Raw genomic sequence first — 12,670 nt, forward strand, 5'->3', positions numbered from 1 at the left:
ATGTCGCGGGATACCGTTTACGACGCTGCTGTAAGCCAACGAGAGACAGCGTCTTCCACATCAGCGCAAATGAATGGCAGCTCTGTTTGTTCTTTTGCGGAGAATTTCTGCAGCACGTAATCGGCGGGGCGCATACGGCCGGGTGGTCGTCCGATTCCTACACGAACCCGCGCAAAATCCGGGGTCTTGAGATGCTGGGCGATGGATTTCAGCCCGTTGTGACCACAAAAGCCACCACCGATCTTTGTTTCCACCGAACCGAAATCGCGTTCAAGCTCATCGTGGATGACGATGACACGCGACGGTGGAATTGAATAGAACCGGCTAATAAGGCCAACGGCTTCGCCTGACAGGTTCATCATCGTCTGGGGCTTTGCTACGAGTACTTTGGCTCCTCCGCGAGATTCCTCAGCGAGGACAGCCCGCATTTTAGACACCACCTTCCAGTTACTGCCACCCACGTATACAGGAGCAAGCGCGTCGGCTACCTCGTCGGCAGCGAGGAAGCCGATGTTGTGGCGGGTTAATTCGTACGTTGCGCCGGGATTGCCCAGGCCGACAACAAGGAAGGTGGCGTTCATAGTTTGTAAGCCTAGACGGCTTTACCGTTCTGCATACGCATCAGTGGCGGCCACCAAGGCAGCGAGATTTTGCTCCTCGCGGGATGCATGCCCGGCTGCAGGGGAGAGGTGGAAGTCGGCTTCAGGCCATGCCTGATGAAGTTGCCATGCAGAAATAGCCGGGCAAACTACGTCATATCGTCCCTGGACAATAGTAGCAGGGATGTGGCGTATCTTGTCGATGTTTTCCTTCTTCAGGAGCTCACCGTCTTCCATAAACGCGCCGTTGTAGAAGTAATGGTTTTCGATCCGCGCGAACGTGAGAGCAAACTCAGGTTCCGCGTAGTCTGGTTCCTCTGGTACAAGGAGATGGCTTGTCGCGCCTTCCCATGTGGACCAGGCGACACCGGCTCGCAGCGCCTTCTCATAATCGTCGGACATGAGCAGCTGGTGGTATTCAGCGATGAGATCCACCCCGTCAAGGTGCGTGCGCCCGTGGATATCGTCTTGCGGTGGCTTTTTATCTTCGGGGATAGGTTCGAGATAGCTCTCCCATTTATCGGGGAAGAGGTGGGCGGCACCGCCGTTGTAGTAGAAATCCAGTTCCGTGCGGCGGAGAAGGAAGATACCGCGTAGAACAAGTTCGGTCACGGGTTCCGGGTGTGCTTCTGCGTAGGCGAGGGACAGTGTGGAACCCCAAGAGCCGCCGAAGACGAGCCATCGATCAATGCCGAGATACTCGCGCAGCTTTTCAATATCAGCAATGAGATGTTGGGTGGTATTGACTTTGAGATTGGCTTCGAGATCGACATCACGGGCGCTAATCTTCGGCGTGGAATTTCCGCACCCACGTTGATCGAAACGGATGATTTTGTACTTCTTTGGGTCAAAGAAGCACGTGTCTGCAAGCGGCGCGCCGCCGCCGGGGCCACCGTGGACAAACACGGCCGGCTTTCCATCCGGATTGCCCGATAGGGCGTAATAGATGTGCTGGCCGTCACCGACGTCTAGATGGCCTTGTTCGTAGGGAAGCGATTCTTCGTACATACTTCCACTATAGAACTAAAAGCTCCCTCATCACTTCGGATGAGGGAGCTTTTGTTGTTACGGCAGGCGACCAGGTTTAGTGGTGCGCGCTAAACCGAATGTCCTGCGCGCTAGCTGAGAGCCTCGTCGATGAGTGCCTTCTGCTCGAACTGATGCACCTTTGCCACACCGGTAGCGGTGGAGGACTGGGCGCGCCGGGAAATACGACGCATGCGCGGAAGATCCTCGATGAGCTCGGGGAGATACAGCTGCATGAATGGCCAAGCACCCTGGTTGGCCGGCTCGTCCTGCACGTAGCGCAATTCCTCGTAGTTGGGGAACACCTCGAGAGCTTCGCGAATGCGGTTGAAGGGGAGCGGGTGCAGCATCTCGATACGGATGATCGCGATGTCTTCGATCTTCTTCTTCTGGCGTTCCTTTTCCAGATCCCAGTAGACCTTACCGGAGCAGAGAATAACCTTCTTGATCTTGTCTACCTCGCCAGTGACGTTGCCATCAACATCGACGAAGCGGGGATCGTTGATCACAGAGCGGAACTTCTTCACGTCAGTGAAGTCTTCCGGCTTGGACACCGCCATCTTGTTACGCAGCATCGACTTCGGTGTGAATACGACGAGTGGACGCTTCATCTCACCGAGTGCGTGGCGACGCAACAGGTGGAAGTAGTTTGCTGGCTCGGAAGGCTGGGCGAGCGTCATCGAACCCTCGGCGCACAGCTGCAGGTAACGTTCGATGCGGGCGGAGGAGTGATCCGGACCCTGACCCTCGTAACCGTGCGGCAGGAGGAGGATAACCTTGGACAACTGGCCCCACTTAGCCTCGCCGGAGGATACATACTCATCGATGATGGTCTGGGCACCGTTGGCGAAGTCGCCAAACTGGCCTTCCCAGGCGACAACAGCATCGGGGTTGCCCACCGAGTAGCCGTACTCGAAGCCCATACCCGCGTACTCGCTCAGGGAAGAGTTGTAAACGAGGAACTTGCCACCCTTTTCGCGACTACGGGCGTACGTATCGATCGGGTTCCACTCTTCGCCGGAATTAGGGTCAAACAGAACAGCGTGGCGTTGGGTGAACGTACCGCGGCGAGTGTCCTCGCCAGCAATGCGAACGAGCTTGCCTTCCCCTGCGAGAGAACCGAAGGCAATGAGTTCGCCCCAAGCCCAGTCGATGCCACCCTTTTCCACAGATTCGGTGCGCTTCTTAGCGACGTTCTTCACTCGCTGGTGAATTTCGAACCCATCTGGGACGTTGGAGTAAGCATGGCCGATGGCGAGGAGTTCTTCCTTGGTAATAGACGTGTCCAGACTATGAGCCAGCTTCTGAGAATCGGTGATGCCCTCCTGGGCCTTCGCCTTCTCCTTGCCTTCGGCCTTGACTTCGTCGAACACCGTCTCCATCTGGTCGTGGAAGTCCTGCTCGACCTTTTCCACTTCGTCGTCGGTGAGCTCACCACGGCCGATAAGGTCGCGGGTGTAGGTCGTACGAACGGACTCGTGGTTATCGATGAGTTCATACAGGCGAGGCTGTGTCATGGACGGATCATCTGCCTCGTTGTGGCCACGACGGCGGTAGCAGATCATGTCAATGAAGACATCCTTGCCAAAGCGACGACGGTATTCCGTAGCCAGCTGGCCGACCCACACGACAGCCTCGGGATCGTCGCCGTTGAGGTGGAAGACGGGGCAGTCGTAGGCCTTGCCCTGATCAGTGGCATAGTGGCTGGAACGACCTGAATCCGGCGTGGTGGTGAAGCCAATCTGGTTGTTCACCACGATGTGGACGGTACCACCAACCGTGTAGCCACGCAGCTGGGCGAGGTTGAGCGTCTCCTGAACAACTCCGAGGCCAGCGAAAGCAGCATCGCCGTGGAGTTGGATCGGGATGACAGAGAAGCCACCCTCGCCTTCACCCTTGTTCAGTATGTCCTGTTTAGCGCGGACGATGCCTTCGTGGACAGGGTCAACAGCCTCGAGGTGAGACGGGTTGGCTGCCAGCGTGACCTTAATCTCGCCATCGCCAAACATCTGGATGTGCTCGCCCTCGGCGCCGAGGTGGTACTTTACGTCCCCCGAGCCACCCGGAGCTGCCGGATCCATGTTTCCTTCGAACTCACTGAAGATTGTGCGCAGAGGCTTCCCGACGATATTCGCTAGGACGTTGAGGCGACCACGGTGTGGCATGGCGATGACAGCCTCGTCCAAGCCCTGGCCAGCCGCAGTATCGATAACGGCATCCATAAGCGGGATGAGCGCCTCGGCACCCTCCAAGGAGAAGCGCTTTTGACCGATGTACTTCGTCTGCAGGAAGTTCTCGAAGGCTTCTGCAGCGTTGAGCTTCTGCAGGACGTACTTCTGCTCGGCGTGGGACGGACGCTTGAGGCCGGCCTCGATGCGGTCTTGCAGCCACGTGCGTTCGTCGTGGTCGAGAATATGCATGTACTCGGAACCGACCTTGAGGGTGTAAGCAGCGTACAGCTTGTCCAGTACCTCACGCAGCGTCATCCGCTCCTTGCCAGCAAAGCCACCGACGTTGAAGGTACGATCCAAGTCCCAGAGCGTAAGACCGTGGGTTTCGATATCGAGGTCGCGGTGGTCTGGAGCGGAGACACCGGGCTGGATGTAGTGCAGCGGGTTCGTGTCTGCAATGAGGTGACCGCGGGTGCGGTAGGCCTCAATGAGATGGGCGACGCGAGTGTTCTTGTCGATGCCGATGTTTGGAACATCCTGGGCCCAGCGCATCGGGGAGTGAGGGATCTGCATCTCGCGGAAGATCTCGTCCCAGAATGCGTCGTCAACGAGCAGTTTCGACAGGTCGGTGAGGAACTCGCCGGACTCTGCCCCCTGGATCACGCGGTGATCGTAGGTGGAGGTGATAGTAACGAGCTTGCCCACACCGAGCTCAGCGAGCCTGTCAGCGGATGCGCCCTGGAACTCTGCGGGGTAATCCATCGACCCCACACCAATAATGGCTCCCTGCCCCTTGGTCAGGCGAGGAACAGAGTGCCGGGTACCGATTCCGCCGGGGTTGGTCAGCGAAATCGTCACTCCCTGGAAATCGTCAAGCCCGAGTTCACCTGTACGCGAGCGAGCAACGATGTCTTCGTACTTGTCGACGAACTCGTGGAAGCTGAGAGACTCGCACTCCTTGATAGCAGCGACAACAAGAGCTCGATCGCCATTCTTTTGCGTGGTGTCTACAGCCAAACCGAGGTTGATGTGCTCAGGAGTGACAAAGTAGCGTTTGCCGTCCTTTTCCTCGTAGCTAACATTCATCGCCGGATGGATCTGTACAGCCTTGACAATGGCCCAGCCAATGATGTGGGTGAACGAGATCTTCCCACCGCGCGTGCGCTTGAGGTGGTTGTTGATGATGGAGCGATTCTCAAACATGAGCTTCGCTGGCATGTCCTTAACCGAGGTCGCGGTAGGAACTTCCAGGGAGATGTCCATGTTCTTGGCTGTTGCCTTGGCGATACCCTTCATCACCTGTTCGCCAGGCTCGGGCTTCTCGCCGATCTTGCTCAGCGGGGAATGCTCGAGCTTCTTCTTCCACAGCGCCTCTTCTGCATCGCTGAGACGCTTAATCTCAGGGGCAGAGTCGAATGCGTGCTCCGCAACCTGAACGTGTTCTTCCTGTTCCTCCATGCCGAGCCCGTCCTTGGCGTTTTCAGGCGAGGAGGCCTGCTGTTCAGACGAAGCCTTCGCAGCAGCAGGCGTGTCAGCCTTGCGGGTCGTCGAGGGGGTGGAGGGGGAGTCGGTGAGACCAGCGGAGGGATTGCCGCCCTTTTCGAAATAGGCCTTCCACTCGTCATCGACGGACGTGGGGTCCTTCTTGTATTGCTGGTACATGTCATCGACTAGCCATTGATTAGCACCGAAGTCTTGGGTTGTCACGGCAGTAGGAACCTCGCCTCATTTGTCTAGCGGATAAATTTTGATGGTGTACTTCCCGTCCAGTGTAATGGCGCCGGAACGATATCTGTGGTGGATCTGTAGCAGCCAAGACCACAAATGGAGTACGCGCATCCGTGTACCTTTCATTGTGGCAGTTTTGGCCCCTTTTTTAAACTCCCACCCGCCCGCGAACGGGGGTTAACCTGGAGAGAAAACACGAGACTTCGACCGCGGTCAATCTGGTGGTGTGGTAAGGTTTTACCCCTCCTGTACCCCCAGTGCCTATTATTTCCGCTGTATTGATGTGGTTTTTGCGCTGTCGTAATTGGCGTGAAAGCGTATGAGGGCTATCTCCAGGAGATAAATGTCAGTCCGATTTTCTCAAATTACAGACACGCAGGAGACAAATCGCTCCTTTCAGCCCCGGCCGTAGCGGAGGTCACATTTTTCTAGAAGGCCGATGGCGGGGGGTTAGCACTCTTCGGTCGTTGCAGGCGCAAAGGAGAGGACACGGCACGCGATGGACACGGCACGCGATGGACACGGTCCGCGATAGACCTGTCCATTCGTGGCCGGGCCGCGTGGTTCCTTGTCCGGGGCCGGCAGATGGTGGGGCACTGGTTTCCTCCACCGAGCATGGCAGCGGGTCGTGGTGCAGGGGGGCCAGCGCTACACAGTGATGTGGGTTTGCGCCTTCCACATCCGTGCGTACTCGCCACCGTGTCGTAGGAGCTCTTCGTGGGTCCCGTCCTCGACGATCACACCGTTATCGACTACAAGGATGCGGTCGGCGTGCTCTGCAGTGGCCAAGCGGTGGGCGACAACGATTGATGTGCGCCCACGAGTTACACGATCCGAGGCCTCAAGGAACGCGGCCTCGGTTGCGGGATCCAGCGTCGCAGTCGCCTCGTCGAGAAGCATGATTTGGGGACGCAACATTTCCGCTCGTGCGAGAGCGATGAGCTGACGCTGACCAGAACTTAGGCCGAGGCCACGCTCGCCAATGTGGTGAGTGAAGCCACCTGGGATTGCAGCGATAGCCGTTAGTGCGCCAACACGGCGCGCCGTGTCTGTGATCTCTTCGCGCGTTGCGTCGGGTTTACCGTAAGCGATATTTTCAGCGATTGTTCCGGAAAACAGGTGCGCCTCCTGAGGAACGAAACCGATGTGCTTGCGCCACACCCGAAGTGGGAAATCCTGGATATCTGTTCCGCCGGCGGTGACCGTCCCAGCTACTGGGTCGTAGAAACGTACGAGGAGTTTAACCAACGTGGATTTGCCGGCGCCGGTTGATCCGACAACAGCAACTGTTGTGCCCGGGGCAATCCGGACTGACAGATCCTCTGCAACGAGGTGAGACGTTTCGGAATAGCCAAAGTCCACATCGTGGAGCTCGATTGCCCCGTGGGAGGCTTGGGAGACTTCCTCCACCGAGAGGGTGCCTGTATCGCGAACCGTTGGTTTTGTCGTCAGAAGCTCATGGATGCGCCCGAAGCTCACCTTGGCTCGCTGATAGCCGTCGAAAAGCATAGACAGTTCCTGAATCGGGCCGAAGAGTAGTCCCATGTACATGAGGAAAGCGACAAGCACGCCGGCGGTGAGCCGACCGGACAGGACCGCCTGGGCACCGAAGAAGAGCACTGCTGCTTGTGTCGCCTCGTAGATGAAGCCAATACCGGGGAAATACGTTGCAACGGCGAATTGTGCTTTGATCCGCGTTTGCCGGTACTGGCGGGAGGCCGCAGTGAAGGAATTCAGAGTGTAGTCCTCCATTCGGTGCACCTGTGCCGTGCGCAGGCCATTGATGGATTCCTGAAATTCCGCGTTTACCTCTGATATCTGACTGCGAGCCACGCCGTACAGACGAGAGGAAACGGCTCTGAAGACCAGCGTGGCGATGACGATGATCGGGATCACTACCACCATGACGAGGGATAGAGATGGATCTGTGGCAACGAGCATGCCGATGATGCCGAACAAGGTCGCGATGGCGACGATACCTTGTGCGAGACCCGTCTGCAGGAAGGAACTCAGCGCGTCGATATCGGTGGTCATACGTGTCATGATCTTGCCCGACAACGTGCGCTCGAAGAAGTCCATAGATAGCCGCTGCAGATGTGCATAGCTGCGGAGACGGAGCGTGTACAGCAGTCGTTCACCGGTACGCGCCGTGAGAATCTGGCGCAGGTAACCCGCGACCCAAGCAATAGCGATGATGACGAGGCCTGCACCGGCGACGGCGTACAGTCTGGTGGCGTTGTTGCCGACGATGCCATCGTCGATCGCAACACGGACAAGGTGAGGGAACACGAGATCGGCTGCAACCGACACGAGGAGGAGAGCAATGACGGCGATGATCAGCCACCGCGCCGATGCGAACAGTGGCACGAGACGGAATCCGTCCTGCTCTCGTCGTGCCGCAGCCGAATCCACCTTGGGATCCTCCTTCGCCGGGGGCAGAGCCGCGACATCATCCAGCAGCTTCTTCGACGGTGGTGCCAACGCGGCCATACCACCGCCGGCACCCATCCGCATGCCACCACCGCGACGCATCGCGTTCATGCCTGATAACGCGCCGGCGGTACGCGAGGAAAAGCCACCATCTGCCCCTTCGCTGGCCGGGCTGGACTCTGGCCACAGGTCCTCCATCGTTGGCATATCGGAGTCATCGCAGTCCACGCACAGTGGATTATCTGCTGGCGCTTCGATTTCGGCAAATCCCTGGTCCATGAGCTCCGCATAGCGCGGGTGACGTGCCATTTCCTCCGGCGTACCGATCGCAGTCACCCGCCCGCCTTCTACAAGCGCAACTCGATCAGCCAGCTGAATAGTCGAGGTACGGTGCGCGACAGCAATAATCGTGACATCTCCCATCTTTTCCAGCGCCGAGTAAATGTCTTCCTCGGTGCTGGCATCGATGGCGGAGGTTGCGTCGTCGAGAAGCAGAATCGACGGATGCGAGAGGAGCGCGCGAGCCAGTGCTATACGCTGGCGCTGGCCACCCGATAGTGTCAGACCCCGCTCGCCGACGACTTCGTCGTACCCATCATCTAACTTCATAATGAAATCGTGCGCCTGCGCTGCGCGCGCGGCAGCCTCGATTTCCTCATCGGAGTAATCCCCGCCCATCGCGATGTTTTGTCGGATCGTGGCGGAGTAGAGGAATGGATCATCGAAGACGGTAGTCAGTTTTTCGCGCAGATCACGCGAATGGATCGAGTCGTACGGAAGTGTCGTCAGAGCGTCTGTGCGTCCAGCAGACACATGATCAGAGCCGGCAACTGTCAGTGAAAGCGAACCATTTATTGGCTCGTAAAACTTGGATGCCAGCTGAACAAACATGGTCTTTCCCGCTCCAGGGGGACCAACGAGGGCAACAGTTTCCCCGGGTCGGACATCAAGGCTGAAGCCGTTCAGCACATCGTTATCGGGGTTAGAAAACTCCACGTCAGTTGCGCGGATTCCGAATGGACCCTGTGGTATCTCAGCGGGCTCTTCGGGCTCTGACATTTCTGGCGCGAGATCGATGACCTCGTAGATACGATCGATGGAGGCGAGCCCCATGGACAGGCGTAGGACCATGTTGGCCAAGCTGCGTGTGAGCATGGTTAACGCGGACAAGTAAGTGGTAAATGCCACGAAGGTGCCGATGGTGATCGATCCGGTCATCGCCATGAAACCACCCAGCACGACGTTGAAAATGAGCGCAATCTGGGGCACCTGCTCAAGTGCCGGCATGTAGCGAGCGCTGACAAAAGCGTTGCGCATCCGGTGGGCGTACAGCTCTTTGCCACGCCGCTCAAGCTCATCGGTTTCCCGTTCCTCGCCGGCAAATGCCTTGACAACGCGAACACCTGTCACCGTTTCCTCGACATGTTCCGCGAGATCTGCCGCCTTCTGCTGTGCTGACCACGTTGCGGCGAAAACCGCCGAACGCGAGTGTGCCGTGATCCAGACAAGGATGGGCACGCTCACCAGCGCGACAACGGTAAGCAGCGGGGAAATGAACATCATCACGATTAAGGTGAAAATGAGCTTGGCTACGTTGCCGAAGGCCATCGGGAACATCGCCAGGAGAGCCTGCACCATCGTCAGATCCGAGATCGTTCGAGAAACGACCTGGCCAGTTCGGATCGAATCCTGCTTCCGCCCGTCCAGTTGTTGCAGAGTATCTAGAACAGCCACACGCATCCGATGCTGGGTGTCGTGTGCCAGGAAGCCGGCAGCCAGCCGCCGTCCTCCCTGAAAGAAGAAACGGACCGCCGCGCATGCCAAAAGCAGCACAATGATTGCCGTAATTGGTCGGAGTGAGGGCAAAAGATCCGTCGCTAACGCGGATGTCTTTTGCCCTGTAGCCACATCGACGGCATCGCGGGTGAACAAGGGGATAATGGTTTCAATCGCCACTGTGACTACGGCAGAAGCGAAAGCGAGAAACGCCACCACCGGGCGCTGCCACATGGTGGCGAAGAGCTGTGAAATTCTGCCAGATTGCTGTTGGGTTTCATCTGCCAAGGTATGAACACCTTTCTTGATGGGGCCTTAGCATCTAACGCTACGCGAGCTCAGCAGCATTGCGCTGTTTACCTGGATTCGACCAGGGGAAGAACTGGCGTTTCTGCGTGCCGTGTGCGGTCCGCCCTCGACTGAATCGGGGATACAGAAACAAACGGTTGGAGCAGGAAAGCACAGGAGACTGGTGATGGGGCGGGGGGAATAGCAGTGGAAATAAATGGAGGTAGAACGACGGCAAAGGTGAGCGTAGGGAGGCACTCACGGCAAGTATCGCCTGCGCGATCAGTAGTATCCCTAACGGACATCCTCGTGTGCCACATGAACCGTGAAAGAGCGATGGAACACCGGCTGAAGGAGACACCGATACAACGGGAGATGAGCAGCACGTGGGTCTACCGCAGTACGGTGCCCTTGTGTTCAGTGCACGGACTGTACGAGCGCCGGGTTCCACGGCACCGCAAGCGGCAAAAATTACTCACTGGAGTTTTCGACAACGGTTTCTGAAAGAACTTCGCCGTCGATGACGGGGTCTATATCTGCGAAATCGCGGGGCAGCGCTCCGAGGGAGGCATGGGCGCTGTCCACAACGTTGTCGGCGAGCTTCCGGTTGGCAACGGAGCCGAGAACCGCGCCAACCCCCAGGGGCATGAGCTTACCCAGCCACGCCCGGCGGAAGCGCTTATTCATAGACTTCAGTGCTGATTTCATGAGCTTTTCGTTCACTTCGCTCAGCTTGGGGGCTGAGAACCGGGTGAGGAGAGCCGCCGTCGATGCGCCATTTTCCTGGGATAGGTCACCGAGAAGCGTGTCCACGATGGCAGTGCCTGAGGATCCTGCCAAAACCATGAGGATGAGGCTGCGACGCTGCTCCGGATCGCTGATGTCTGCCCCGCGAATCAGTGCGCTGGCCATGGTGTACACGGCGGCGGCATCGAGGAAGGCGAGCGAATCTGCGCCAACAGCGACAGCTCCGTAGACCATACCGATTCCAGGAATACTGGCGGCAGCTCCAGAACCTGCGCCGGTGGCAGTAGCGACCCTCTTAAAGTGTTTGTCGAGCAGATCTTGCAGCTCTTCTGGGGTGGCATCAGGATTTTTCTTCTTCAGCCATGACACATACTGCTTAATGGCACCACCCTGGATTTTCACTGCCTTATCCAGTGCAGTAATCACAATGCGACCGATAGCGCCGGCGCGTTCTTCGAGGACGGCGGCGTCTGTGGGAGCATGCGTAAGATCCTCGGCTGTCCGGGACCCATCTTTCGCCGTGACCTTGTCGTCTTTGGAAAAAAAGTTGCTTACTGCATCCATTGTGCCCATTTTGTGTCCTTACTGTCGCTATCAGCTATTGCTAGTTTATTAGGTTATCGCAGGATTATGTCGTTCTTGTTAGTTGCATGGTTCGAACCCGGTCGGCACGCTATCAGTTCCGACCAATCGTATAGCTTCCCTCCACGGCCGTGCTCATCCAATGTGTCGCACGTCGCCATCGTGTTCTGCACGGCTTTCTGTTTCCGCGTCGAGGAAACAATCCGGTGCGGTCATTTCTACAGCTAGTGTGCCAACTCCGAGTGAACCTCCACACGTACAACACCGCACCACGTGAAATTATTCTCCACTCATGTCTCCGGGGCTGCCTGGCGCATAGATAATGTAGCGTCGTGATCACAACCCGGCGCCTCATACTCCACTCCTACAACCGGGAGATCAATTCCGGTGGACCGGCTTTCCCCGCAGGGATACCTCGTGTCACACTGTTCCAGAGGGAGGTCGAATACGATGGACGCGGTGTGCTGGATTAGCCCACAGTTGAGTTACGGGTGTAGCTTTCTGCCTCCTCGACATCTGCTGCCGAGGGCCGTATTCCGGTGTATTTTTCAAACTGCTCGGCGGCCTGCAACGCGATGATTTCTCCGCCATTAAGAACGGTCTTTCCTGCCTGCGTAGCGTAGGAGACAAGCGGCGTTTCTACCGGATACGCAACGCAATCAAAGATGATGTCAGCAGCCGAAATCTCCTCTGTGGTGAAAGACATGTCGTTCGCATTCTCCCCCTTCATCCCCAGGGGTGTGACGTTGACCAGCATTCGAGCACCTTCAGGCACGGTGGGCGAATATTTCCACCCGTAGCGTGTGGCCAAGCGCGGACCAGTCTCGTGATTACGTGCGACGATGGTACCGGAGAAGCCGGTGTCTGTCAGGGCTGCGACGACCGCGTTCGCCATGCCGCCACTTCCCCGCACAGCGACGGCATCTGTCGGCTCAATACCTCGTTCCACAACTAGCGTGGAAACAGCGATGTAATCCGTGTTGAACCCGGTGAGGTAGCCATTGTCATTGACGATCGTGTTCACAGCTTCGATCCTGGAAGCCGATGCATCGACAGCGTCGAGGAGAGGGATGACTGACTGCTTGTAGGGCATTGACACCCCTGCACCGCGAATATCCAGACCGCGGATGCCTGCCACAGCCTCTTCAATAGTGCGTGGTGCCACTGCCTTGTACAGGAAGTTCAGTCCGTATTTGGCGTACAGATAATTGTGGAACCGCACGCCGTGGTTGGAGGGGCGGGTAGCCAAGGAAATGCACAAGGTGGTTTCGTTGTCGACGATTGCGACCGGGCGTTGAAGTGTACTCATAGTGACTTCCACTG

At 57.5% G+C, this 12,670-nt stretch carries 7 protein-coding genes; 1 reads left to right on the forward strand and 6 read right to left on the reverse strand.

Going from position 1 to position 12,670, the window contains the following annotated elements; translation table 11 throughout:
• Positions 1-17: 17 nt before the first annotated feature.
• The 5 genes from pth to CGLUCO_RS04810 form a co-directional block, all read right to left on the reverse strand.
• Entirely contained in the window at positions 18-581 is a 564-nt protein-coding gene (gene pth / locus CGLUCO_RS04790) for an aminoacyl-tRNA hydrolase (RefSeq protein WP_084035850.1), read from the reverse strand.
• A gap of 21 nt (positions 582-602) precedes the next feature.
• The gene (gene pip, locus CGLUCO_RS04795) at positions 603-1,607 is read right to left on the reverse strand and encodes a prolyl aminopeptidase (protein ID WP_084035848.1); all 1,005 of its coding nucleotides are present in this window, start codon (positions 1,605-1,607) and stop codon (positions 603-605) included.
• Between the two features lie 110 nt (positions 1,608-1,717).
• Positions 1,718-5,458: a multifunctional oxoglutarate decarboxylase/oxoglutarate dehydrogenase thiamine pyrophosphate-binding subunit/dihydrolipoyllysine-residue succinyltransferase subunit gene (locus CGLUCO_RS04800; protein ID WP_232622035.1), complete on the reverse strand. Its 3,741-nt coding sequence runs from the start codon at positions 5,456-5,458 to the stop codon at positions 1,718-1,720.
• Positions 5,459-6,172: 714 nt separating this feature from the next.
• Positions 6,173-9,964 carry an ABC transporter ATP-binding protein gene (locus CGLUCO_RS04805; RefSeq protein ID WP_198481520.1) on the reverse strand — a complete coding sequence of 1,264 codons (3,792 nt, stop codon included), beginning with the start codon at positions 9,962-9,964 and terminating at the stop codon, positions 6,173-6,175.
• A gap of 525 nt (positions 9,965-10,489) precedes the next feature.
• Positions 10,490-11,338 (reverse strand): hypothetical protein, encoded by an 849-nt coding sequence (locus CGLUCO_RS04810; RefSeq protein WP_084035842.1) that lies wholly within the window; start codon positions 11,336-11,338, stop codon positions 10,490-10,492.
• Between the two features lie 341 nt (positions 11,339-11,679).
• On the opposite strand from CGLUCO_RS04810, the gene CGLUCO_RS04815 reads away from it, so the two are divergent.
• Positions 11,680-11,820: a hypothetical protein gene (locus CGLUCO_RS04815; RefSeq protein WP_198481427.1), complete on the forward strand. Its 141-nt coding sequence runs from the start codon at positions 11,680-11,682 to the stop codon at positions 11,818-11,820.
• Here the strand turns inward: CGLUCO_RS04815 and CGLUCO_RS04820 are convergent.
• Entirely contained in the window at positions 11,817-12,656 is an 840-nt protein-coding gene (locus CGLUCO_RS04820; protein ID WP_084035840.1) for a shikimate 5-dehydrogenase, read from the reverse strand. The genes CGLUCO_RS04815 and CGLUCO_RS04820 overlap by 4 nt on opposite strands.
• Positions 12,657-12,670 lie beyond the last annotated feature (14 nt).

This window comes from Corynebacterium glucuronolyticum DSM 44120 (assembly GCF_030440595.1).
Taxonomy (GTDB): Bacteria; Actinomycetota; Actinomycetes; order Mycobacteriales; family Mycobacteriaceae; genus Corynebacterium; species Corynebacterium glucuronolyticum.